The organism is Limimaricola variabilis, from assembly GCF_014195545.1.
GTDB lineage: Bacteria > Pseudomonadota > Alphaproteobacteria > Rhodobacterales > Rhodobacteraceae > Limimaricola > Limimaricola variabilis.
Map to the genome: position 1 here is coordinate 23655 of NZ_JACIBX010000003.1, position 24322 is coordinate 47976.

At 69.4% G+C, this 24322-nt stretch carries 23 protein-coding genes; 14 read left to right on the forward strand and 9 right to left on the reverse strand.

What is annotated here, in order from left to right; all coding sequences use genetic code 11:
* The first annotated feature begins 52 nt into the window (after window positions 1–52).
* From FHS00_RS05810 to FHS00_RS05835, 6 genes are all read left to right on the forward strand, one after another.
* Window positions 53–265, forward strand: coding sequence for a hypothetical protein (locus FHS00_RS05810; protein WP_085895624.1), 213 nt, complete (start codon window positions 53–55; stop codon window positions 263–265).
* Between the two features lie 266 nt (window positions 266–531).
* Entirely contained in the window at window positions 532–1179 is a 648-nt protein-coding gene (locus tag FHS00_RS05815; protein WP_183470780.1) for a glutathione S-transferase family protein, read from the forward strand.
* Window positions 1176–2387: an acetyl-CoA C-acetyltransferase gene (locus tag FHS00_RS05820; protein ID WP_183470782.1), complete on the forward strand. Its 1212-nt coding sequence runs from the start codon at window positions 1176–1178 to the stop codon at window positions 2385–2387. Before FHS00_RS05815 ends, FHS00_RS05820 begins: the two co-directional genes overlap by 4 nt.
* 106 nt (window positions 2388–2493) lie before the next feature.
* Complete coding sequence (locus FHS00_RS05825) at window positions 2494–2883, forward strand: hypothetical protein (RefSeq protein WP_183470784.1); 390 nt, start codon at window positions 2494–2496, stop codon at window positions 2881–2883.
* A gap of 52 nt (window positions 2884–2935) precedes the next feature.
* Window positions 2936–5134 carry a 3-hydroxyacyl-CoA dehydrogenase NAD-binding domain-containing protein gene (locus tag FHS00_RS05830; protein WP_183470786.1) on the forward strand — a complete coding sequence of 733 codons (2199 nt, stop codon included), beginning with the start codon at window positions 2936–2938 and terminating at the stop codon, window positions 5132–5134.
* A gap of 137 nt (window positions 5135–5271) precedes the next feature.
* Window positions 5272–6282 (forward strand): hypothetical protein, encoded by a 1011-nt coding sequence (locus FHS00_RS05835; protein ID WP_183470788.1) that lies wholly within the window; start codon window positions 5272–5274, stop codon window positions 6280–6282.
* Between the two features lie 21 nt (window positions 6283–6303).
* On the opposite strand, the gene FHS00_RS05840 is transcribed toward FHS00_RS05835, so the two are convergent.
* The 6 genes from FHS00_RS05840 to FHS00_RS05865 all read right to left on the reverse strand — a co-directional run bounded on the left by FHS00_RS05840 (window position 6304) and on the right by FHS00_RS05865 (window position 12225).
* Window positions 6304–7635 (reverse strand): SPOR domain-containing protein, encoded by a 1332-nt coding sequence (locus FHS00_RS05840; RefSeq protein ID WP_183470790.1) that lies wholly within the window; start codon window positions 7633–7635, stop codon window positions 6304–6306.
* Window positions 7636–7702: 67 nt separating this feature from the next.
* A complete protein-coding gene (upp, locus tag FHS00_RS05845; RefSeq protein ID WP_183470792.1) occupies window positions 7703–8344 on the reverse strand; it encodes a uracil phosphoribosyltransferase in 642 nt (213 codons plus the stop codon).
* Window positions 8341–9327, reverse strand: coding sequence for an adenosine deaminase (locus tag FHS00_RS05850; RefSeq protein ID WP_183470794.1), 987 nt, complete (start codon window positions 9325–9327; stop codon window positions 8341–8343). Before FHS00_RS05850 ends, upp begins: the two co-directional genes overlap by 4 nt.
* Entirely contained in the window at window positions 9324–10532 is a 1209-nt protein-coding gene (locus FHS00_RS05855; RefSeq protein WP_183470796.1) for a phosphopentomutase, read from the reverse strand. Before FHS00_RS05855 ends, FHS00_RS05850 begins: the two co-directional genes overlap by 4 nt.
* The gene (locus tag FHS00_RS05860) at window positions 10529–11833 is read right to left on the reverse strand and encodes a thymidine phosphorylase (RefSeq protein WP_183470798.1); all 1305 of its coding nucleotides are present in this window, start codon (window positions 11831–11833) and stop codon (window positions 10529–10531) included. The genes FHS00_RS05855 and FHS00_RS05860 overlap by 4 nt, the downstream gene beginning before the upstream one ends.
* Window positions 11833–12225, reverse strand: a complete 393-nt coding sequence (locus FHS00_RS05865; RefSeq protein ID WP_183470800.1) for a cytidine deaminase — start codon at window positions 12223–12225, stop codon at window positions 11833–11835. The genes FHS00_RS05860 and FHS00_RS05865 overlap by 1 nt, the downstream gene beginning before the upstream one ends.
* 118 nt (window positions 12226–12343) lie before the next feature.
* Between FHS00_RS05865 and FHS00_RS05870 the strand changes: the two genes are divergently transcribed.
* The 4 genes from FHS00_RS05870 to FHS00_RS05885 all read left to right on the forward strand — a co-directional run bounded on the left by FHS00_RS05870 (window position 12344) and on the right by FHS00_RS05885 (window position 17393).
* Window positions 12344–12544, forward strand: coding sequence for a DUF3072 domain-containing protein (locus tag FHS00_RS05870; protein ID WP_183470802.1), 201 nt, complete (start codon window positions 12344–12346; stop codon window positions 12542–12544).
* A 65-nt stretch (window positions 12545–12609) separates the two neighbouring features.
* On the forward strand, window positions 12610–14910 hold the full coding sequence (locus FHS00_RS05875; protein WP_183470804.1) for an NADP-dependent malic enzyme: 2301 nt from the start codon (window positions 12610–12612) through the stop codon (window positions 14908–14910).
* A gap of 153 nt (window positions 14911–15063) precedes the next feature.
* On the forward strand, window positions 15064–16974 hold the full coding sequence (locus FHS00_RS05880) for an AMP-binding protein (RefSeq protein WP_183470806.1): 1911 nt from the start codon (window positions 15064–15066) through the stop codon (window positions 16972–16974).
* A complete protein-coding gene (locus FHS00_RS05885; protein WP_183470808.1) occupies window positions 16971–17393 on the forward strand; it encodes a DUF2269 family protein in 423 nt (140 codons plus the stop codon). The genes FHS00_RS05880 and FHS00_RS05885 overlap by 4 nt, the downstream gene beginning before the upstream one ends.
* Here the strand turns inward: FHS00_RS05885 and FHS00_RS05890 are convergent.
* Window positions 17390–18154, reverse strand: a complete 765-nt coding sequence (locus FHS00_RS05890) for an NAD kinase (RefSeq protein ID WP_183470810.1) — start codon at window positions 18152–18154, stop codon at window positions 17390–17392. The two genes, FHS00_RS05885 and FHS00_RS05890, sit on opposite strands and share 4 nt — an antisense overlap.
* Window positions 18155–18293: 139 nt before the next feature.
* On the opposite strand from FHS00_RS05890, the gene glyA reads away from it, so the two are divergent.
* Complete coding sequence (gene glyA, locus FHS00_RS05895) at window positions 18294–19589, forward strand: serine hydroxymethyltransferase (protein WP_183470812.1); 1296 nt, start codon at window positions 18294–18296, stop codon at window positions 19587–19589.
* Between the two features lie 16 nt (window positions 19590–19605).
* Here glyA and FHS00_RS05900 read toward each other — a convergent pair whose 3' ends face one another.
* Window positions 19606–19980 carry a hypothetical protein gene (locus tag FHS00_RS05900; RefSeq protein ID WP_183470814.1) on the reverse strand — a complete coding sequence of 125 codons (375 nt, stop codon included), beginning with the start codon at window positions 19978–19980 and terminating at the stop codon, window positions 19606–19608.
* 86 nt (window positions 19981–20066) lie between these two features.
* Between FHS00_RS05900 and FHS00_RS05905 the strand changes: the two genes are divergently transcribed.
* Entirely contained in the window at window positions 20067–20819 is a 753-nt protein-coding gene (locus FHS00_RS05905; RefSeq protein ID WP_183470816.1) for an alpha/beta fold hydrolase, read from the forward strand.
* A 90-nt stretch (window positions 20820–20909) separates the two neighbouring features.
* Here FHS00_RS05905 and lepA read toward each other — a convergent pair whose 3' ends face one another.
* A complete protein-coding gene (lepA, locus tag FHS00_RS05910) occupies window positions 20910–22709 on the reverse strand; it encodes a translation elongation factor 4 (protein WP_183470818.1) in 1800 nt (599 codons plus the stop codon).
* A gap of 206 nt (window positions 22710–22915) precedes the next feature.
* On the opposite strand from lepA, the gene FHS00_RS05915 reads away from it, so the two are divergent.
* Window positions 22916–23215, forward strand: coding sequence for an arginine transporter (locus FHS00_RS05915; RefSeq protein ID WP_183470819.1), 300 nt, complete (start codon window positions 22916–22918; stop codon window positions 23213–23215).
* A 55-nt stretch (window positions 23216–23270) separates the two neighbouring features.
* The gene (meaB, locus tag FHS00_RS05920) at window positions 23271–24269 is read left to right on the forward strand and encodes a methylmalonyl Co-A mutase-associated GTPase MeaB (RefSeq protein WP_183470821.1); all 999 of its coding nucleotides are present in this window, start codon (window positions 23271–23273) and stop codon (window positions 24267–24269) included.
* Window positions 24270–24322 lie beyond the last annotated feature (53 nt).

Here is a 24322-nt window from a genome sequence, read left to right on the forward strand (position 1 = left end):
AGGGCCGCGTCCGGGGCGAGGCTCGCCCCGGACCACGGACCCGGAGGACGAGATGCCCAAGCGCCTGAAGCTGACCCGCCGCTTTCCTGTCGCGATGAGCGAGGACGGCTATCGCCGCCTGAAGCGCTTCGCGCGGGAGGCCGGACTCGATGAGGGCGAGGCGCTCTCCTTCCTGTTCGAGAATTTCGACAGCGTCATCGACGCGGACACGTTCGGCCACCGGTTGCGGCTGTTCAATGCGGAGCTGGAGGCGCGCAAGAGATAGCACCTGCGCGGGAGGGCCGATGGAGGAATTGCGTATTTTTAGAATGGTGAAGGGGCCGGCGCTCCACCCGAACCCCGCGTCGATCGCCAAGAGCGATGCGGGGTCCGGGCTTCACTACTCGCGGTCATCGGCTCGCCAGCCTGTACCGCAAGACGGAGCATGGACGGCAAAGCTTGACGATCCGTTAAGGCAGCCGCCCCGCTTCATCATTCTTCAATCACGCAGAGGCCCGATCACGATCGGGCACCACGATCCGGGGAGGTAAGATGATCCGACTGCATTGCTTCGGCGAGAGCGGCAACGCCTACAAGGCGGCGCTGCCGATGACCCTCGCGGGGCTCGACTGGGAGCCGGTGAAGGTCGATTTCTTCGCCGGCGCCGCCCGCTCGGACGCGTTCCGCGCGCTCAACGAGATGGGCGAGGTGCCGGTGCTGGAAACCGATGACGGGCTCCGTCTCAGCCAGTCCGGCGCGATCCAGGATTGGATCAGCGAGCGTACCGGCAAGTTCGGCGGCGAGACGCCCGAGCAGAAGCGCGAGGTGCTGCGCTGGGTTCTGTGGGACAACCACAAGCTCTCCGGGCAGGCCGGAAGCCTGCGCTTCCTGATGAACTTCCTGCCGCCCGAGAAGCGGCCCGAACAGGTGATCAAGTGGCTGCAGGGACGGCTCGCCCCGACCTATGCCACCCTCGACCGGGCGCTGGAGACCCGCGACTGGCTGGTGGGCGACGGGCCGACCAATGCCGACTTCTCCTGCTGCGGCTACCTCTATTATCCCGAGCCCTTCGGCTTCGACCGGGCCGCGCACCCCCATATCGACCGCTGGCTCGACCGCATCGCGGCCCTGCCCGGCTGGAAACACCCATACGAGCTGATGCCCGGATCGCCCGCCGACCGGGAAGGAGTGACGACATGACCGACGCCTATATCTACGACGCCATCCGTACGCCGCGCGGCAAGGGCCGCAAGGACGGCTCGCTGCACGAGGTCACGAGCCTCCGGCTCTCCGCCTTCGTCCTCGACGCGCTCGCGTCCCGCAATGGGCTGGAAGGCCATGCGGTCGAGGACGTGATTTGGGGCAACGCCACGCAGGTCGGCGAACAGGGCGGCTGCCTCGCCCGCTCCGCCGTGCTGGCATCCTCGCTCGACGAGCGCATTCCGGGCCTGTCGATCAACCGTTTCTGCGCCAGCGGCATGGAGGCGGTGAACCTCGCCGCCAACCAGGTCCGCGCCGGTGCGGGCCGCGCCTATATCGCCGGCGGGGTCGAGGCGATGAGCCGCGTGCCGATGGGTTCGGACGGCGCGGCCATCGCCGTCGACCCGTCGCTCGCGATGAAGAGCTATTTCGTGCCGCAGGGGATCTCGGCCGACATCATCGCGACCCAATACGGCTTCTCGCGCGACGATGTCGACGCCTTCGCCGTCGAGAGCCAGCGCCGCGCCAAGGCAGCCTGGGATGACGGCCGCTTCGCCCGTTCTGTGGTACCGGTCAAGGACGTCAACGGCCTGACCATTCTCGATCGCGACGAATACATGCGGCCGCAGACCAACATGCAGGCGCTGGGCGCGCTCGAGCCCTCCTTCAAGGCGATGGGCGAGGTGATGCCCGGCTTCGACAAGGTCGCGCTGATGAAGTATCCGCATCTGGAGCGGATCGAGCACGTCCACCACGCGGGCAACTCCTCGGGCATCGTCGATGGCGCCGCGGGTCTGCTGATCGGCGATGCGGAATTCGGACGGGCGCATGGGCTCAAGCCGCGCGCGCGCATCCGCGCCACCGCCAAGATCGGCACCGACCCGACCATCATGCTGACCGGCCCGGTGCCCGTGACCGAGAAGATCCTCGCCGACAGCGGCATGGCGATCTCCGACATCGACCTGTTCGAGGTCAACGAGGCTTTCTCGGCGATCCCGCTGCGCTTCCAGCAGGCCTTCGACATCGACCCCGCCGCGCTCAACCCCAATGGCGGCGCCATCGCGATGGGGCATCCGCTCGGCGCAACCGGAGCGATCATCCTCGGCATCCTGCTCGATGAGATGGAGCGCACCGGCAAGGGCACCGGCCTCGCCACGCTCTGCGTGGCCTCGGGCATGGGTGCGGCCACCATCATCGAGCGGGTCTGATCCGTGGCAGCACCGCATCTTGGCGCGCGCCGCCGCATGGACATGATTGCGCCGGGAACTAATGTCTGTTTGATCTCGACCGCTCCCAAGCGTGAAGGTTCTTGGCATGGGTTGTCCCCTGTCGCAGTTCATCGAGCATCATGCCCAGCTGTTCCGCGAGGGACGGATCGAGGAGATGCTGGACGATTGCGCCTATCCCCTGCCTGTGCAGGGCAGGGACGGCATGCGGGTGCTCGCCACGCGCGACATGTACCGCAGCTGGCTGCAGAACTGGCAGCGCGATCTCGGCAAGCGGCAGATGCGGGAAAGCCGGCTGCGCATCCACACGCTGGAGTTGCCCCGCTCGGGCCGGTTCCGGGTCTGGATCGAGCGCAGCTTCGAGAACGACGGGCACGACCGGGTCGACCTGGACGTGATCTACTACTGCCGCTTCGACAAGCCGCGCCCGGTGATCGAGATGATCGAGTTCGGCGCGCCGCCGGAGCCGGCCGACTGACACGGGCGGCACGCCGCCCCCTTTCCACATATCCTGCCAACGGGAGGTCGTGATGACCGATTTCACCCTCGAGAAGGGCGCCGACGGCGTTGCCGTCATTAGCTGGGACGTGCCGGACCGTTCCATGAACGTGATGTCGATGCAGGGCTTCGAGGAGCTCGAGGCGCGGATCGACGAGGCCCTGGCCGACGAAGCCGTGAAGGGCATCGTCATCACCTCGGCCAAGCCCGATTTCGCCGGCGGCATGGATCTCGGCGTGATCGCCGGGATGAAGCAGGCCGGCGGCGACGAGCCGGCGAAGGCCGTGTTCGAAGGCGTGATGCGGATGCATGGCGTGCTGCGCAAGATCGAGCGCGCCGGGATGGACCCCAAGACCAACAAGGGCGGCAAGCCGATCGCCGCCGCCCTGCCCGGCACCGCGCTGGGGATCGGGCTCGAGATCCCGCTCGCCTGTCACCGGATCTTCGTGGCCGACAACCCGAAGGCCAAGATCGGCCTCCCCGAGATCATGGTCGGCATCTTCCCCGGCGCCGGTGGCACCACCCGCCTCGTGCGCAAGCTGGGCGCGATGGGCGCCTCGCCCCTGCTGCTCGAGGGCAAGCTGAGCGACCCAAAGAAGGCCAAGGCGCTCGGCCTCGTCGACGAGGTGGTCGAGGACCCGCTCGCCGCCGCGAAGGCCTGGGTGCTGAGCGCCAAGGACGCCGATCTGGTGAAGCCCTGGGACGCCAAGGGCTACAAGATGCCCGGCGGCGCGCCTTACCACCCGGCGGGCTTCATGACCTTCGTCGGCGCGAGCGCGATGGTGCATGGCAAGACGCAGGGCGTCTACCCGGCCGCCAAGGCGCTGCTCTCGGCGGTCTATGAAGGCGCGCTGGTCGATTTCGACACCGCAATCAGGATCGAGGCGCGCTGGTTCACCCATGTGCTGATGAACCCCTCCTCCGAGGCGATGATCCGCTCGCTCTTCCTGAGCAAGCAGGCGCTGGAGAAGGGCGCCAACCGGCCCGAGGCGCCCGATCAGAGCGTCAGGAAGCTGGGCGTGCTGGGCGCCGGTATGATGGGCGCGGGCATCGCCCATGTCGCGGCTCTGGCAGGCATCGAGGTGGTGCTGATCGACCGCGACCAGGAGGCGGCCGACCGTGGCAAGGCCCATTCCGAAGGGCTTCTCGACAAGGGCATCCAGCGCCGCAAGGTGACGCCTGAGAAGAAGGAAGCCGTGCTGGGCCGGATCACTGCGACGCCCGAGATCGAAGCGCTCCGGGGCTGCGATCTGATCGTCGAGGCGGTGTTCGAGGATCCCCGTGTCAAGGCGGAGATGACGCAGCGGGTCGAGGCGGTGATCGGCGAGGACGCGATCTTCGCCACCAACACCTCCACCCTGCCGATCACCGAACTGGCCCGCGCCAGCCAGCGGCCCGATCGGTTCATCGGCATCCACTTCTTCTCGCCGGTGGACAAGATGATGCTGGTCGAGATCATCAAGGGTCGCGAAACCGGCGACGTGGCGGTGGCCAAGGCGCTCGATTTCGTGCGGCAGATCCGCAAGACGCCGATCGTGGTCAACGACGCGCGCTTTTTCTACGCCAACCGCTGCATCATCCCCTACATCAACGAAGGCATCCGCATGGTTGCCGAAGGGGTCGAGCCCGCGCTGATCGAGAACGCCGCGCGTCTGGTCGGCATGCCCCTCGGGCCGCTGCAGCTGGTCGACGAGACCTCGATCGATCTGGGCGTCAAGATCGCCAAGGCGACCAAGGCCGCGATGGGCGACGCCTATCCGGACGAGGCGGTGGACGAGGTGCTGTTCTGGATGGCCGACCAGGGCCGGATGGGGCGCAAGTCGAATTCCGGCTTCTATGCCTATGACGACAAGGGCAAGCGCACCGGCCTGTGGGACGGCCTGCGGGATCGCTTCCCGGTCGCGGCGGAGCAGCCCGATCTCGTCGAGGTGCAGCAGCGTCTGCTCTTCGCGCAGGTGCTCGAAGCGGTGCGCGCCTTCGAAGACGGCGTTCTCACCGACATCCGCGAGGGCGACGTGGCGGCGATCCTCGGCTGGGGCTTTGCGCCCTGGTCGGGCGGGCCGTTCTCCTGGCTCGACATGATCGGCGCCGGCACCGCGGCGGAGCGCTGCGACGGCCTCGCCGCACGGCACGGCACGCGCTTTGCCACGCCCGGGCTTCTGCGGGAGCTCGCCGATGCCGGGCAGAGCTTCTACGGCCGCTATGGCGACGGCCGCGCGGCTGCCGCCTGAGCCACTTCCCGCCGGAGCGCCGCGATATGCGCGCTTCGGCGGGAACCGATCCACGCTTGGCCCCTGTTCCTCCCCCGGAGCGGGGGCTATGTTGCGCCAAACGGCAGGCCGGGAAGGGTTTGGCCGCGAAAGGACCGATGACCGCACTGAAGGAATTCGCCCGGCTGGAAACGATCGGCACCTGGTATCCGGAACCGGGCGCCGAGCCGCGTGGCGTCACGGTATCCTTTGGCGAGGCGACGCTGGTCCTGTCGGACGATAGCGGCCTGCCGGTCACCCATTGGTCGCTGCCCGCGCTCAACCGGCTCAACCCCGGTCAGCGCCCTGCCCTCTACGCTCCCGATGCCGAGGCCAGCGAGACGCTCGAAATCGAAGACGACACCATGATCGGCGCGCTGGAAAAGGTGCGCCGCGCCGTCGCCGCGCGGCAGCCCCGGCCGGGGCGCCTGCGCCAAGGCGTGATCTGGGGCAGCACCGCGCTCGCGATCGGGCTGGCGGTGTTCTGGCTGCCCGGCGCGCTGATGCAGCAGACCCTGAGCGTCGTGCCGCCGGGCAAGCGCAGCGAGTTCGGCGCGACGCTGCTCGGGATGATCCAGGAGATCACCGGGCCGACTTGCCGCGATCCGCTAGGCAGCGAGGCGTTGAACCGGCTGCGCGACCGCCTTCTGGGCCGGCGCGGCGGCCAGATCGTGGTGGTGCCCGAAGGGCTCGAAGGCCCGCTCTATCTTCCCGGCGGGATCATCGTGCTGCCCGAGACGCTGCTGACCGAGACCGAGGACCCGGCCGTGGTTGCCGGCCACGTGCTGGCCACGGCCGCCAGCCGAGATGAGCATGACCCGCTCGACGCGCTGCTGCGCGAGGCCGGTTTCGGCACGGTGCTGCGGCTGCTGACCACCGGCGACATCCCGACCGAAAAGCTGCAGGCGCAGGCCCGTTACCTCGCCGTGACGCCGACGCCGCGCGCCGATGAGACGTTGCTCTTGGGGAAATTCGCGGAGGCCGGCGTGCCGATCGGGCCATGGGTCCGCGCCACCGGCGCCGCCGGGCTCGACGCGGCTGTCCTAGTGGCTGCCGAGCCTGCCGGAAGCGCCGGTCCGGTGATCTCGGATGGCGATTGGGTCAGCCTGCAGGGCATCTGCCGGGGCTGAGCCCCGGCCTGTTACCCAAGCTCAGCGACGGGCGAAGGCGTCGGTGTATCCGGCGGCCCGCACCGCGCCCAGCGCCCGGCCCAGCGTCGCGGGGTCGGCGAAGGGGCCGGTCGCGACCACCCGCATCTTGGTGCCGTTGCGGCTGACATGGCCCTGCGCCACCGGCAGGCCCATTGCCCGCAACCGCGCTGCTGCCCGTTCGGCATTGGCCGCTTCGGCATAGGTGCCGAGCTGCACGAAGCGGCCCGTTGCGGCCTGCGCCGGGGCGGAGCTGGTCGACACGCGGGCCACCAGCGCCGTCGGCACGGCCACCGGCGCGGCCGTGACCGGCGCACGCACCTGCCCCGCACCCGCGCGCTCGACGATGCGAACGCCGCGCAGCGGGTTGTGCCGGCCGTCGTCGAAGGCGCGGCGATAGCCGGCCGGCGGCGTTGCCGGATCGGGCAGTGTCACCGCCGCGGCCGCGCGCATCAGCCGATCGGCCTGCGGGTCGAGAAAGGCCAGAGCGGCGGCATGGCCGGCGGCGGGCGCCGTCGCGGCCCGGGCGGCGTTGCCGATGCCCGAGGGGGATTGCGCCTGCGGTCCGCAGCGACGCGGCAGGCCCGAGCGGCCGGTCTCGGCGCAGCTCGTGACGGCCATCGCCACCGGCCCCTGCCCGGCGGCGACCGGCGCCCCCGGGGCGGCGGGCGCCGTGGGCATGCGGGTCGCGGCGAGGCGGCTGCCCGGCGCCGGGGCGGTCGCGCTCTGCGGCCCACAGGTCACCGGCGCGCCGGTGTCGCGCAGCACGTAACGCCGCCCGGTCGCCGCCATGTCGGCGCAGACGGCGGCCAGAGTCACCGCGCCGCGCAGCGGTGCGCCCGGCGCCGCGACAGCACCACCGCAATCGATGGTCTCGCCGGTGCGGCTGCTGACATAGCCCGGCTGCGGGCCGCTGCGGCCGGCGCAGAAGGCGGCGAAGGTCAGGCGCGGCGCCTCGCTCCGGACCGGCTGCGGCGCGACGACGCGGGGCGAACTGGGCGCCGCGCGACGCGTCGCGGGCGCGCTTGCGGCCACCGCCTCGGCGCGCCGCTCGGGCGCGGCGGCGGGGGCCGGATCGGGCAGCACCGGCGGCGCGGCGCCGGCGATGCGCGTGGGCTGGAACCCACAGAGCGGCTCGCGGTCCCGGCTCATGCGCGGGATCCAGTTGGTCATGCCGCCGATGCCAGCACGGATGAAGGCGCAGCCTTCACTGTCCACATACTGGTTGCCGGCATAGCTTTCGGGCGGAAACTCCGCCGGAAGCCGGTCCTGCGCCATGGCCGGGCCCGCCACGGCCAAGGCCGTCGCCGACACGGCGAGTATCGTCTTGAACATGCTGCCCCCTGCCCCCGGGATGTTTTCCGAAACCATGGCGCAGCCCCGTCAAGCTGTAAAGCTGGCGCTACTTGGTTCCGAACATCCTGTCACCCGCATCCCCCAGTCCGGGCACGATGTAGCCATGATCATCGAGTCGCTCGTCGAGCGCGGCGGTGACGATCGGCACGTCGGGATGGGCTTCCTTCATCCGCGCCACGCCTTCGGGCGCCGCCAGCAGGCACAGGAAGATGATGTCCTTGGCGCCCGCCTCCTTCAGCTTGTCGATCGCCGCGACCGAGGAATTGCCGGTGGCCAGCATCGGATCGACCGCGATGGTCAGCCGCGCGTCGAGGCCGCCGGGCACCTTGAAGTAGTACTCCACCGGTTCCAGCGTTTCGGGATCACGATAGAGGCCCACGAAGCCGACCCGGGCCGAGGGGATCAGTTCGAGGATGCCGTCGAGCAGGCCGTTGCCGGCGCGCAGGATCGAGATCAGCGCCAGCTTCTTGCCCTCGATCGCCGGGGCGTCCATCGGCTGCATCGGCGTGTCGATGCGGGTGGTGGTCATCGGCAGATCGCGCGTCACCTCGTAGGCGAGGAGCAGGCTGATCTCCCGCAGGAGCTGCCGGAAGCTCGCGGTCGAGGTCTCGGATTTCCGCATCAGGGTCAGCTTGTGCTGGACCAGCGGGTGTTCGACGACGGTCAAATGTTTGTCGGTGTGGCTCATGCCGCCTCCAGTTTCTTCAGGATCTCCGCGCGTGTGGCGTCATCGCAGAAGGCCGCCTCGGCGGCAACGCGGTTGGCGATCGCCAGCCGTTCCTCTTCCCAGCCGAAATGCTTTTCCAGCATGTCGTATTCATGGGTCATGGTGGTGCCGAACCAGGGCGGGTCGTCGGTCGAGACGGTGACGCGCAGCCCGCGATCGCGCAACTCCTCGATTGGGTGGCTCTTCCAGTCCGGCACCGCGCCGAGCACCAGATTCGAGACCGGGCAGACCTCGAGGGTGACGCCCCGCTCGATCAGGTGGTCGCACAGCGCATGGTCCGACACGGCATTGATTCCATGGCCGATCCGCGCGCAGCCCAGCAGGTCGACGGTCTCGCGGACCATGTCGGGTCCGCCCCATTCGCCGGCATGGGCGGTCAGCCCCAGCCCGGCCTCGCGCGCGGCGTCGAAGGCCCAGGAGAAATCGCCGGGCCGGTGCATCATCTCGGCGCCGGCCATGCCGAAGCCGGTGACGAAGCGGCCCTTGGTCTCGGCGGCGCAGCGCGCGATCGGCTTGGCGGCCTCTGGGCCGAGATGGCGCAGGCAGGTCACGACGCCGCGCGAGGCGATGCCCATGCGCTGCTCGGCCTCGTCGGCGGCATCGGTCATCGCGTCGAGATAGTCGCGCCACGCCGCGAGATCGCCGCCGCCGCAGAAATCCGGCGAGACGAAGAACTCGGTGTAGATCACCCCATGCGCGGCGCTCTCCTCCAGCACCGCGAGCATCAGGCGGCGGAAATCCTCGGGCCCCTGCAGCGTGGTGCAGGCCGCGTCATAGGCCTTGAGAAACCACTCGAAGCTGCCGCGCGCATAGCCGCCATCCTCGGCGAAGATGCGGTCGATATCGATGTGCTTCTCGCGAGCGAGCCCCTTGATGAAAGATGGCGGCGCCGCGCCCTCAAGGTGCAGGTGCAGCTCGACCTTGGGCATGGATCGATAGCTCATGGCGTGGCCTCCGGGTCGGGGAGCGGAATGTCGAGATGCGCTGCCGCCAGCGCGCCGACATCGGTGAAACCGATCTGCCCCAGCGCGCGCGGCTCCGGGCCGTGGCACAGCACCGGCACCCGCTCGCGGGTATGATCGGTGCCGACGAAGGTCGGGTCGTTGCCGTGATCGGCGGTGACGATCACGAGATCGTCCGCACGCATCCGCGGCAGGATGCGGCCCAGCTCGGCGTCGAACCATTCGAGGTGACGCGCATAGCCCGACACGTCGCGGCGGTGGCCGTAATTGGTGTCGAACTCGACGAAGTTGGCGAAGACCAGGGCGCCGTCCCGGGCCTCGTCCACAAGGTCCGACAGGTGCTCCATCAGCTTCGCATCCGGTCCCTTGCGCAGGTCGGTGACGCCGCGCATCGAGAAGATGTCGCCGATCTTGCCGACCGCGTGCACGTCCCGCCCCGCCCGCTTCGCGCTGTCGAGCAGCGTGCGGCCCGGCGCCGCGATGGCAAAATCGCGACGGTTGGCGGTGCGGGTGAAGCCGGTCGTCTCGTCGCCGACGAAGGGCCGGGCGATGACGCGGCCGACCTTTATGTCGTGCAGCAGCGGCGCGACCTCCCGGCACATCTCCAGCAGCCGCTCAAGGCCGAAGCGCTCCTCATGGGCGGCAATCTGCAGCACGCTGTCGACCGACGTGTAGCAGATCGGCCAGCCGGTGCGCATGTGCTCGGGGCCCTCCTCGTCGATGACGGCGGTGCCCGAGGCATGGCGGTTGCCGAGAATGCCGTCGGTGCCGGCAGCCTGCATCAGCGCCCGGGTCACCTCGGTCGGAAAGGCCGGGATCTCCTTTGGGAAATAGTGCCAGTCCCACGGCACCGGCACGCCGGCGAGTTCCCAGTGGCCCGAGGGCGTGTCCTTGCCGTTCGACACCTCGGTCGCGGCGCCCCAAGGGCCCACGGGCTCGGCCCCGAGACCGGGCGCGTCGAGGCCCGAGGCCAGGGCGATGGCCCGCCCGAGCCCCAGGGAGTCGAGCGTCGGCAGGCGCAGCGGACCGGAGCGGCCCTCCTCGGCGCGCCCCGCGGCGCAGGCTTCGGCGATATGGCCGATCGTGTTGGAGCCGGTATCGGGGGTGTCACCATTGAAGAAGGCGTGAGCATCGGGCGCGCCGCCGATCCCGGCGCTGTCCATCACCAGCAGGAAGACACGGCTCATGGGTCGATCCTTTCGATCACCAGGTCGTTGAGTTGCGGCGCCGAGCCGATGCGCATGGCGTCGCGCAGCGCCGCCTCGGCGGCATCGGCGGCCTCCTCATTCGCCGCGTGGATGCGCGCCAGCAGGTCGCCGGGGGCGATCCGGGTGCCGAGCCGGGTCACGTCGGTCAGGCCCACGGCCGGGTCGATCCGGTCGCTCTCGACCCGCCGACCGCCACCGAGACCCACCACCGCGTGGCCCAGCGCCTCGCCGTCGATCGCGGCGAGATGCCCGGCCTCGCGGGCGGCGACATCGCGCACCACAGGCGCCGACGGCAGATGCGCGCGCCAGTTCTCGGCCATGTCGGCAGGGCCGCCGAGGCCGTGCAGCATCGCGGCGAAGCGCTCCATCGCCCGGCCGCTCGCGATGGCATGGGCGATCATTTCCTCGCCCTCGCCCTCGGCGCCACCGGCCAGCGCCATCAGCCGCCCGCCCAGCGCCACGGTCAGGTCGTGCAGCCGCGGCGCGGCGAGACGGTCGCCTTCGAGCACGCGCATCACGACGGCCATCTCGGTGGCGTTGCCCAGCGCCGGGGCGAGGGGCTCGTCCATGTCGGTGATGAAGGCCGCGGTCGGGCAGCCCGCGCCATTGGCGGTCGCCACCAGCGCGCCGCCCAGCGCAAGCGCCTCCTCGCGCGACTTCATGAAGGCACCCGAGCCGAGCTTCACGTCGAGCACCAGCCCTTCCAGTCCGGCGGCGAGCTTCTTGGACAGGATCGAGGCGGTGATCAGGTCGACGCTGTCGACCGTGCCGGTGACGTCTCGGATGGCGTAGAGCCGCTTGTCGGCCGGGGCGATGCGCCCGGTCGCACCGACGATGGCGCAGCCCACCTCGCGGGTGATCGCGCGCAGCCGGTCCTCGTCGGCCTGTGTGGAGAGCCCCGGTACCGCCTCGAGCTTGTCGAGCGTGCCGCCGGTATGACCGAGGCCCCGTCCGGAAATCATCGGGACGAAGACGCCGCAGGCCGCCAGCGCCGGTGCGAGCAGCAGCGACACCGGGTCGCCCACGCCGCCGGTCGAATGCTTGTCGAGCACCGGCCCCGGCAGGTCCCAGGACAGCCGGTCACCGCTGTCGCGCATCCCTTCGGTCAGGGCCACGCGACCCGCCTCGCCAAGACCCCGGCAGCAGACCGCCATGGCGAAGGCCCCGGCCTGCGCGTCGGACACGGTGCCGTCGGCGAGGCCGCGCGCAAACTCGCGCACCGCCTCCGCCGGGGGTGTCTCGCCGCGCCGCAGGGCGGCGATGAGACGCGCCGCCTGCATCAGGCCCGGTCCATCTGGTGACGGTCGAAGGCGCCGGGCAGAAGCTCGGCCAGCGTGGTCTGCCGGGTTTTACCGTCGGTGGTGGCCAGCGTGACCCGTACGTCGCCCTTGCCGAATTCGGCCAGCTTCTGGCGGCAGCCGCCGCAGGGCGAGACCGGCACCGGGCTGTCGGCGATCACCGCCACCTCCGCGATCTCGGCATCGCCGGCGGCGATCATCGCGGCGATGGCGCCGGCCTCGGCGCAGGTGCCTTCCGGATAGGCGACGTTCTCGACATTGACGCCGAGATGCACGGTGCCGGAAGTCGCGCGGATCGCCGCGCCGACCTTGAAGTTGGAATAGGGGGCATAGGCGTTCTCGCGCACCGCGCGCGCGTCATCGACCAGCGACATAAGGGGCCTCCATCGGGGGTTTGCCGGAAACTGTGTCCCGCGCCCCCGCTTCATGCAAGTCCGCCCTCGCGGAACCCCTGCCCCGCTGCCCGGTTTCGCAATCACAGGAGGTCCCGACATGATCGAACCGACCAAATCCGTGTTGCCCGAAACCGAGGCGCGCACCCCCGACGATCCCGACGCACCGATGAACCCGCAGCAGGCGACGATCCTGCGCGACCTGTGCGAGAAGACCGGCGAGGAGTTCGACACCGCGCTCACCGAGGCACAGGCCGACGAGCGGATCGCCGCGCTGCGCGAGAGGCGCGACGAGCGATAGGGCTTTCGCGCCCCCGAAGAAAAGGTTTAATGCTGAACCATTCCGTTTTGGGGAGAGACGACGCGATGGCCGAAAGCAGTGACGACACCGCCCGCGGGGGCTCCGACGGGCTGCGGCAGGCCGCGCTCGACTATCATCGGCTGCCCAAGCCCGGAAAGCTGGAGATCCGCGCCACCAAGCCGCTGGCCAATGGCCGCGACCTGAGCCGCGCCTATTCCCCCGGCGTCGCCGAGGCCTGCCTCGAGATCAAGGCCGAGCCGGACACGGCGCGCGACTACACCTCGCGCGGCAATCTGGTCGCCGTGGTCACCAACGGCACCGCCGTCCTGGGTCTGGGCAATATCGGCGCGCTGGCCTCCAAGCCGGTGATGGAGGGCAAGGCGGTCCTGTTCAAGAAGTTCGCCAATATCGACTGCTTCGACATCGAACTCGACGAAAGCGACCCCGAGAAGCTCGCCGACATCGTGTGCGCCCTCGAGCCGACCTTCGGCGCGATCAATCTCGAGGACATCAAGGCCCCCGACTGCTTCGTCGTCGAGAAGATCTGCCGCGAGCGGATGAACATCCCCGTCTTCCATGACGACCAGCACGGCACCGCGATCGTCGTCGGCGCCGCCGCCACCAACGCGCTGCGGGTGGCCGGCAAGTCGTTCGAGGAGATCAAGGTCGTCTCGACCGGCGGAGGTGCCGCGGGCATCGCCTGCCTCGACATGCTGATCAAGCTCGGCGTGAAGCGCGAAAACGTGTTCCTGTGCGATCTCGCCGGCCTCGTCCATGAGGGCCGCGAAGAGGACATGACCCCCCAGAAGGCCGCCTATGCCCAGCGGGGCGGGCCGCGCGGCCTTGGCGACGTGATCGACGGCGCCGACCTGTTCCTCGGCCTGTCAGGCCCCGGCGTGCTCAAGCCCGAGATGGTCGAAAGGATGGCCGACCGCCCGATCATCTTCGCGCTCGCCAACCCGACGCCCGAGATCATGCCCGACCTCGCCCGCGAGGTGAAACCGGGCGCGATCATCGCCACCGGCCGGTCGGACTTCCCGAACCAGGTCAACAACGTGCTGTGCTTCCCCTTCATCTTCCGGGGCGCGCTCGATGTCGGCGCGACGACGATCAACGACGAGATGAAGATCGCCTGCGTCGAGGGCATCGCAGCGTTGGCGCGCGCCACCACCTCGGCCGAGGCGGCGGCCGCCTACAGTGGCGAGCAGCTCACCTTCGGCGCCGATTACCTGATCCCCAAGCCCTTCGATCCCCGGCTGATGGGCGTCGTGGCCTCGGCCGTGGCCAAGGCCGCGATGGAGACCGGCGTCGCGGCGCGCCCGATCGCCGACATGAAGGGCTACAAGGAACGGCTCGACAGCTCGGTGTTCAAATCGGCGCTGCTGATGCGCCCGGTCTTCGACGCGGCCCGCGAGGCGGCGCGCAAGATCGTCTTCGCCGAGGGCGAGGACGAGCGCGTGCTGCGCGCCGCGCAGGCGATCATCGAGGAGACCACCGACACGCCGATCCTGATCGGACGCCCCGAGGTGATCGAGACCCGTTGCGAGCGCGCGGGCCTGACCATCCGGCCCGGCATGGACTTCGAGATCGTCAATCCCGAGAACGACCCCCGCTACCGCGACTACTGGGGCACCTATCACGAGATCATGGCCCGCAAGGGCGTGACCCCCGATCTGGCCAAGGCGATCATGCGGACCAACACCACCGCGATCGGCGCGGTGATGGTGCATCGCGGCGAGGCCGACAGCCTGATCTGCGGCACCTTCGGCCAGTATCTGTGGCACCTCAACTATATCGAGCAGGTGCTCGGCACCGCCGATCTGCGCCCGGTCGGCGCGCTGTCGCTGATGATCCTCGAGGACGGGCCGCTGTTCATCGCCGACACGCAGGTCCATGCCGAGCCGACGCCCGAGCAGATCGCCGAGACGGTCGAGGGCTGCGCCCGGCATATCCGCCGCTTCGGCCTCGCGCCGCAGATCGCGCTGTGCTCGCATTCGCAGTTCGGCAATCTCGACATCGGCACCGGGCGCCGGATGCGCGCCGCGCTGGAGGTTCTCGACGCGAGCCCGCGCGATTTCGCCTATGAGGGCGAGATGCATGTCGATGCCGCGCTCGACCCGGTGCTGCGGGAGCGGATCTTCCCCGGCGCACGGCTCAACGGCGCGGCCAACTGTCTGGTCTTCGCCAACACCGACGCGGCGTCGGGCGTGCGCAACATCCTCAAGATGAAGGGCGCCGGGCTCGAGGTCGGGCCGATCCTGATGGGGATGGGCAACCGCGCCCATATCGTGACCCCCTCGATCACCGCGCGCGGCCTTCTCAACATGTCGGCCATCGCCGGCACGCCGGTCGCGCATTACGGCTGAGATCCTGCGGGGAGGCACACGCCTCCCCCACTTTCCGCTCCGCCTATTCGGGCAATCCGCACCGTTTGCCCTGGATCGCGCCGGACTACGGTGCGTGACACTTGCCCGAAACCCTTGGGCAGGCGTAGGATTCCGTCCCGAGGGAGGACGGCCATGACCTATGCGGAAGTTTATGAAAGCTGGCGCTCGGATCCCGAGGGCTTCTGGTTGCAGGCCGCGCGTGCCATCGACTGGCACCGCTTCCCGAGCCAGGCGCTCTCGGAAGAGGCCGACCCGGTGCCGCTGTGGTTTCCCGACGGCATGGTCAATGGCTGTCACAACGCGCTCGACCGGCACGTGGCCGAGGGCCGAACCCATGACATCGCGATCATCCATGACAGCCCCGTCACCGAGAGCCGGACCGAGATCACCTATGGCGAGCTTCTGGGTCGGGTCGCGCGGTTGGCAGGCGCGCTCAAGGCGCGCGGGGTGACCAAGGGCGACCGCGTCGTGATCTACATGCCGATGGTCCCCGAGGCGATCGAGGCGATGCTGGCCTGCGCCCGGATCGGCGCGATCCATTGCGTGGTCTTCGGCGGCTTCGCGGCGCGCGAACTCGCGGTGCGGATCGACGACTGCAAGCCCAAGGCGATCCTCGCCGGGTCCTGCGGGATCGAGCCGAACCGCGTGGTCGCCTACAAGCCGCTGCTGGATCAGGCGCTGCGCGAGGCCGACCACAAGCCGGAATTCTGCGTGATCCTGCAGCGTCCGCAGGCGATGGCCGCGATCGAGCATGGCCGCGACATCGAATGGCACGATTTTCAGGAGGAGGCCGAACCGGCCGATTGCGTGCCGGTGGAGGCGAACCACCCGGCCTATATCCTCTATACCTCCGGCACGACCGGCAGGCCCAAGGGCGTGGTCCGCCCCACCGGCGGCCATCTCGTGGCGCTGCACTGGACCATGAAGAACATCTACGCCACCGAGCCGGGCGAGGTGTTCTGGGCCGCATCCGATGTCGGCTGGGTCGTGGGCCACAGCTATATCTGCTACGCGCCGCTGATCCACGGCAACACGACGGTGGTCTATGAGGGCAAGCCCGTCGGCACGCCCGATGCCGGCGCCTTCTGGCGGGTGATCGCCCAGAACAAGGTGCGGACCTTCTTCACAGCGCCCACTGCGTTGCGCGCGATCAAGCGTGAGGATCCGGAGGGACGGATGGCGCGCGACCACGACCTTTCCGCGCTGCGCGCGATCTATCTTGCCGGGGAGCGGGCCGATCCCGACACGGTTGCCTGGGCGCGCGACGTGGCGCAGGTGCCGGTCTACGACCACTGGTGGCAGACCGAGACCGGCTACACGATCACCGGCAACCCGGTCGGGATCGAGCCGCTGCCGGTGAAGGACGGCTCCTCGACGGTGCCGATGCCGGGCTACGACGTGCACATCCTCGACGAGGCGGGCCACGACCGGCCGCGCGGCGAGCTGGGCGCGGTGGCGATCCGCCTGCCGCTGCCGCCGGGCACGCTCACCGGGATCTGGGGCGACGAGGCACGGTTCCGCCGCAGCTATCTCTCGACCCATCCCGGCTACTACACCACCGGCGATGCCGGGATGATCGACGAGGATGGCTATGTCTCGATCCTCGCGCGGACCGACGACGTGATCAACGTGGCCGGGCATCGCCTCTCGACCGGCGGGATGGAGGAGGTGCTGGCCGATCATCCCGACGTGGCCGAGTGCGCGGTGATCGGCGTGTCCGATCCGCTCAAGGGACAGCTGCCGATGGGCTTTCTCTGTCTGAACCGCAATTGCGGACGGCCGCCCGAGGATATCGTCGGCGAAGCGGTCGATCTGGTGCGGGAACGCGTCGGGCCGGTGGCCGCCTTCAAGCTGGCGGTGGTGGTCGAACGGCTGCCCAAGACCCGTTCGGGCAAGATCCTGCGCGCGACCATGGCCAAGATCGCCGATGGCGAGGATTTCGCGATGCCCGCGACGATCGACGACCCCACCATCCTCGACGAGCTGCGGGCCGCGATCGCGCCCTTGGGCTACGGCATGACCAAGACGGAGAAGACGGCGTGACGGCCACATTCGGGCTGCTCAAGAGCCTGCACATCCTCGCGCTGGCGCTGGGCCTGGGCGGCGGCGTGGCCAACGCCATCGCGGCACGTCTGGCCCGGTCGCGCCCCGAGGCGGCGCCAGCCTTCGGTGCATTGCAGAAGCGGATCGGCATGGTTTCGGTCGGGGCGCTGGTGGTGCTCTGGATCACCGGCCCCTGGATGGCCGGCCTGGTCTATGGCGCCGCGCTGCCGCTGTCCTTCTGGCTCAAGATGCTGGCGGTACTGGGGCTGACCGCGATGACGGTGCTGATGCAGGTCGAAGCGCGCCGCGCCGCCCGTGCGGCCCGCGCCCCGGATGCGGCGCGCATTGCCGGGCTGGGCGCCGGGGCCGGCCTGTTCTCGATCCTCGCGGTGATCCTCGCCGTGATCAGCTTCAACTAGGCGAACTGCTCGCGGATCAGCCGCTCCTCGAGCCCGTGGCCGGGATCAAAGAGGATGCGGTGGCGCACCCGCGGCTCGGAGCGGATCTCGACCGCGACCACGTCGCGCACCAGCCGGCTGTCGGCATCGGCCATCACCGGCCGCTTCTCGGGCTCGAGCACTTCGAAGCGCACCGTGGCGCCGGTGGGCAGCAGCGCGCCGCGCCAGCGCCGGGGCCGGAACGGCGCGATGGCGGTGAGCGCGAGCACGTCGGCCCCGATCGGCAGGATCGGCCCGTAGGCGGAGTAGTTGTAGGCCGTCGACCCGGCCGGCGTCGCCACCAGCGCCCCGTCACAGACCAGCTCCTCGAGGCGCACCCGCCCGTCGACGATGACCCGCAGCTTGGCCGCCTGGGGCCCGGCGCGCAGCAGGCTGACCTCGTTGATACCCAAACCGCGCTGCACCTCGCCGGAGGCGGTCTCGGCCAGCATGGCGAGCGGGTTGATGATCGCCTCCTCTGCGGCGGCGACCCGCTCGGGCAGGTCGTCCTCGGAAAAGGCGTTCATCAGGAAGCCCACGGTGCCGCGGTTCATGCCATAGACCGGCAGGTCCAGCCCCTCGGTCGCGTGCAGCGTCTGCAGCATGAAGCCGTCGCCGCCCAGAGCCACCACGACGTCGGCATCCGCGAGCGGGTGGTCGCCGTAGCGCAGCGCGAGCCGTTCGCGCGTCTCCTGCGCCACACCGGTCTCGCTGGCCAGAAAGGCGATGCGGTCGGTCCCCAAATCCCTGTCCTCCCGGATGCTGCCGATAGGTTGTCGGCCAGCCATGACCGAAAGGCAAGCCGCGACGGTTTCGGGGCTTTTGACCCCCCTTCCCCTGCGCTAAGAGTGCCGCGACGCAACCCCGCACGAGGTGTCCGAGATGAACGCATCCACCCGCGACGACGGCTTCTTCACCGAAACGCTCGCCAGCCGCGACCCCGAGATCGCCAAGGCGATCACCGACGAACTCGGCCGCCAGCGCCACGAGATCGAGCTGATCGCCAGCGAGAACATCGTCTCGGCCGCCGTGCTCGAGGCCCAGGGCTCGGTGCTCACCAACAAGTATGCCGAAGGCTATCCGGGGCGGCGCTACTACGGCGGCTGCGAGTTTGCCGACGTGGCCGAGAACCTCGCCATCGACCGCGCCAAGCAGCTGTTCTCCTGCGAATTCGCCAACGTGCAGCCGAACTCCGGCTCGCAGGCGAACCAGGGCGTGTTCCAGGCGCTGCTGCAGCCGGGCGACACCATCCTCGGGATGAGCCTCGACGCGGGCGGCCACCTGACCCACGGCGCCAAGCCGAACCAGTCGGGCAAGTGGTTCAACGCGGTCCAGTACGGCGTGCGCCAGCAGGACCAGCAGATCGACTACGACCGGATCCAGGAGCTCGCGACCGAGCACCAGCCGAAGATGATCATCGCCGGCGGCTCGGCCATTCCGCGGATCATCGACTTCCCGCGCATGCGCGGGATCGCCGACAGCGTCGGTGCGTATCTGCTCGTCGACATGGCGCATTTCGCGGGCCTCGTGGCGGCGGGTCTCTACCCCTCCCCCTTCCCGCATGCGCATGTCGCCACCACCACCACGCACAAGACGCTGCGCGGCCCGCGCGGCGGCATGATCCTCACCAATGACGAGGCGATCGCCAAGAAGGTCAACTCGGCGATCTTCCCGGGCATCCAGGGCGGTCCGCTGATGCATGTCATCGCCGGCAAGGCCGTGGCCTTCGGCGAGGCGCTGCGCCCCGAGTTCAAGACCTACCAGCAGCAGGTCGTGAAGAACGCCCAGGCGCTCGCCGACCAGCTGATGAAGGGTGGCCTCGACATCGTCACCGGCGGCACCGACAGCCACCTGATGCTCGTCGACCTGCGCCCCAAGGGCGTGAAGGGCAACGCGACCGAGGACGCGCTGGGCCGCGCCAACATCACCTGCAACAAGAACGGCATCCCTTTCGACCCGGAGAAGCCGGCCGTGACCTCCGGTATCCGCCTCGGCTCGCCCGCGGGCACCACGCGCGGCTTCGGCGAGGCCGAGTTCCGGCAGATCGCCGACTGGATCGTCGAGGTGGTCGACGGGCTGGCGGCGAACGGCGCCGAGGGCAACGCGGAAGTCGAGGAGAAGGTGCGCGGCGAAGTCGAGGAGCTCTGCAAGCGCTTCCCGCTCTACCCCAACCTCTGAGAAGGTCGGCGCGGGGTCAGAGGACCTCGCGCCACAGCACCCAGGCGATCACCGCCGCGACGAGGATGGTGATCGCATGGCGCATCCTGCGCCGCCAGATCGCCCGGTGCAGCGCGTGGCGCAGCTCGTCGGGCTCCTCGGCCATCAGCCAGCTCTGCACGGTGACATAGGCCGCCTCCACCCGCTCCATGTCGATCGCCTCGGCGCGTCCGGGCATCCGGGCCACCGCTTCGGCGGCGGCGAGGAAACGGGCGCGCGACAGGATCTCGGGCGGCAGCACCGGTGCGGCGCGGTCGAGACGGTCGCCCAACGTGCGTCCGTCGACCCCGGCGCGGTCGGTGAGCAGCCGGGAAATCTCGCGCGTCCAGCCGGTTATCGTGGTGCGGTCCATGCGACTTTGTTAGCGCCCCGGGCGGCGGCACTCAATGGCAGATGACGGGGCTGGCGCGCGCGGATGCAGGCGCTACAACATCCCCCATGCTCAATACCATCCTCACCGGAGAGCCCTCCGACCGCCCGCCCCTCCTGATCGTCCATGGCCTGTTCGGCTCGGCCCGCAACTGGGGCGTCATCGCGCGCCGGTTGGGCGAGGACCGGCAGGTCATCTCGGTCGACATGCGCAACCACGGCGACAGCCACTGGACCGAGAGCCACGACTATTTCGGCATGGCCGAGGATCTGGCCGAGGTGCTGGAGAGCCATGGCCGCGCCGACGTGCTCGGCCACTCGATGGGCGGCAAGGCGTCGATGGTGCTCGCCCTCACCCGGCCCGACCTCGTGCGTCGCCTGATCGTGGCCGACATCGCGCCGGTGTCCTACGGCCATGACCAGATCGACAATATCCGCCGCATGAAGCAGGTCGACCTTGAGCGGATCGGCAGCCGGTCCGAGGCGACCGAGATGCTGGGCGACGATTTGGAGGCCGCGACGGCGGCGTTCTTCCTGCAATCGCTCGACCTCAAGGAAAAGCGCTGGAAGCTGAACCTCGACGTGCTGGAGCGCGACATGGAGACGATCCTCGGCTTTCCGGAGGTTGAGGGCCGCTTCGACGGCCCGGCGCTATTCCTGTCGGGGGCGAACTCCAACTATGTCGGCGAGGCGCGCCATGACGCGATCCACGCGCTGTTCGCGGACCCGTCCTTCGAGGTGATCGAGGGCGCCGGGCATTGGCTGCACGCGGAAAAGCCGCGCGAGGTCGAGGCGGCGGTCAGGGGCTTTCTGGAGGGGTGAGACGCGCCTCGCGTGGCAGTCACGTCCTTGCAACCAAAGAAAAACCTCCGGCCCTGGGGGCCGGAGGTTTCGACAAATTTCTAGAATAGATCAGCTGTCCATCTTCAAGGCGGAGATGAACGCCTCCTGCGGGATGTCAACCTTGCCGAACTGGCGCATCTTCTTCTTGCCCGCCTTCTGCTTGTCCAAGAGCTTGCGCTTCCGGGTCGCGTCGCCGCCATAGCACTTGGCAGTCACGTCCTTGCGCATCGCCGAGAGCGTCTCGCGGGCGATGACCTTGCCGCCGATCGCGGCCTGGATCGGGATCTTGAACATGTGGCGGGGGATCAGCTCCTTGAGCTTCTCCACCATCGCCCGGCCCCGCGCCTCGGCGCGGTCGCGATGCACCATGATCGACAGCGCGTCGACCGGCTCGTCGTTGACGAGGATCTGCATCTTGACGAGGTTGTCCTGCCGGTAGCCGGTGATCTGGTAGTCGAAGGAGGCGTAGCCCTTGGTCACCGATTTCAGCCGGTCGTAGAAGTCGAACACCACCTCGTTGAGCGGCAGGTCATAGACCACTAAAGGGCGCGATCCGGCATAGGTCAGCTCCTCCTGGATGCCGCGCCGGTCCTGGCAGAGCTTGAGCACGTCGCCAAGGTAATCGTCCGGGACCATTATCGTCGCCTTGATCCGCGGCTCCTCCAGATGGTCGACATGGGTCAGGTCGGGCATGTCGGCCGGGTTGTGCAGCTCGATCATCGTGCCGTCGCGCATATGGACGTGATAGACGACCGAGGGCGCGGTGGTGATCAGGTCGATGCCGTATTCGCGGTCGATCCGGTCGCGGATCACCTCGAGGTGCAGCAGCCCGAGGAAGCCGCAGCGGAAGCCGAAGCCGAGCGCCGCCGAGGTCTCCATCTCGTAGGAGAAAGAGGCGTCGTTGAGCGCCAGCTTCTCGATCGCGTTGCGCAGGTCCTCGAACTCGGCCGAGTCGACCGGGAACAGGCCGCAGAACACCACCGGCACGGAGGGCGCGAAGCCCGGCAGCGGCTTATCCGCGCCCTTCTTCTCGTGGGTGATGGTGTCGCCGACCTTGGTATCGCGCACCTGCTTGATCGAGGCGGTGAGGAAGCCGATCTCGCCCGGCCCCAGCTCGTCGACGGGCAGCATCCCCGGCTTGAACACGCCGATCCGGTCGACCTGGTGGATCGTGCCGTTCTGCATGAACTTGATCCGGTCGTTCTTGCGCAGCACGCCGTCCATGATCCGCACCAGCACGACCACGCCGAGATAGAGGTCGTACCAGCTATCGACCAGCATCGCCTTGAGCGGCGCGTCGCGCTCGCCCTTGGGCGCGGGCAGGCGGTGGACGATCGCCTCGAGCGTTTCGCGGATGCCCTCGCCGGTCTTGGCCGAGACCAGCATCGCCTCGGAGGCGTCGATGCCGATCACGTCCTCGATCTGCTCCTTGACCCGGGCGGGCTCGGAGGCCGGCAGGTCGATCTTGTTGAGCACCGGGACGATCTCGTGATCCGCGTCGAGCGCGTGATAGACGTTTGCCAACGTCTGCGCCTCGACCCCTTGGGTCGAATCGACCACCAGCAGCGAGCCCTCGACCGCGCGCATCGAGCGGGAGACCTCGTAGGCGAAGTCGACGTGACCCGGCGTGTCGATCAGGTTGAGAACATAGGTCTCGCCGTTGAGCGCCTTGTAGTCGATGCGGACGGTCTGCGCCTTGATGGTGATGCCGCGCTCGCGCTCGATATCCATGCTGTCGAGCAGCTGGGCCTTCATCTCGCGGTCCTGCACCGTCCCGGTCGACTGGATCAGCCGGTCGGCAAGCGTCGATTTACCGTGGTCGATATGGGCCACGATGGAGAAGTTGCGGATATGCGAAAGCTCGGTCATGGCCCGCATATGAAGGGGTTCGGGGTTTCGGTCAATGGGGCGCGGGGTGGCTGCGGCGCGGCACGGCTCACGCCATCGTGAGGTACGCGCAAGCCCGCGCATGCGCGCCCCGATTGCCCATGGCCGCGGCTTGCGGCATCTTGACGCCCGGCAGAGCAGCACCGCGATCCGGGACAACCCGGGCCGGTCTCACGGGGGATACGGGCATGTATGCGAAACTTGGACTTGTTGCGCTTCTGACTCTGGCCGCCTGCGGCGGCGGTCGGCCATCGGGAGCGATCAGCCGCGCCTGCGAGGCGAGCGGCCGGCCCGGCGCCAACGCGGCGCTGTGCTCCTGCGTGCAGGGCGCGGCCGACGCGACGCTCTCGGGCAGCGAGCAGCGCCGCGCGGCCAAGTTCTTCAAGGACCCGCAAAAGGCGCAGGACACGCGGCAGCAGGACGGCTCTGGCGCGTTCTGGAGCCGTTACAAGGCCTTCGCCGAGCGGGCCGAGGCGATCTGTCGCTGACGTCGCGCGGGCGGCCGGATCTGGACAGGCCGCCCCTGCCCCGCGACAAGGGGGCATGAACAACGGAACCGAGGAACTGGCCGCGCGCGTCGCGGCGGGCGACAGGCGGGCGCTGGCCCGCGCGATCACGCTGGTCGAGAGCACCCGCGCCGACCACCGCGAGGCGGCCGAGACGCTTCTCGACCGGCTGGCCGATCCGTCGCGCTCGGCACTGCGCGTGGGGCTGTCGGGGACGCCGGGCGTCGGCAAGTCGAGCTTCATCGAAGCGCTGGGGCTCCGGCTCGTCGAGCGCGGCCACCGCGTCGCGGTGCTGGCGGTCGACCCCTCCTCGGCTCGCTCGGGCGGCTCGATCCTCGGCGACAAGACCCGCATGGAACGGCTGAGCCGCGATCCCCGCGCCTTCATCCGCCCCTCCCCCGCCGCCGACCAGCTGGGCGGCGTGGCGCGCCGCACCCGCGAGGCGATGGCGCTGTGTGAGGCGGCCGGGTTCGACGTGGTGATCGTGGAGACGGTGGGCGTCGGCCAGTCAGAGACGCTGGTGTCGCGAATGACCGACGTCTTCGCCTTGCTGCTCGCCCCCGCCGGCGGCGACGAGTTGCAAGGCGTGAAGCGCGGCATCATGGAGATCGCCGACCTCGTGCTGGTCAACAAGGCCGATGGCGAGCTCGCCGCGCAGGCGCGCAGAACCTGCGCCGATTATGCCGGCGCGCTGCGGCTGATGCGGGTGCGCGACACCGACCCCGAGGGCATCCCGGCGGCACGCACCGTCTCGGCGCTGACCGGCGACGGGCTCGACGAGGCCTGGGCGACGCTGGAGCGGCTGGCAGAGTGGCGGCGTGAGAACGGCGTTCTGGCGCGGATGCGCGCAGCGCAGGCGGGCCAGTGGTTCGAGGACGAATTGCGCGCCGGGCTGATGGCCCTGCTGACTGCGGATCCGGGCCTCGAGAGGCGGCTCGCCGATCTGCGCGCCGAGGTCGAGGCCGGGCACGCCGCACCGGCGGCGGCGGCGCGGGCAGCGCTGGCACCGCTCGCGCGCGCGTTGCGGGATGCTTGACGGCACCGAGGAATCCCCGTAAGGCCCCCTGACCGAATTCATGGCCCGGCCCC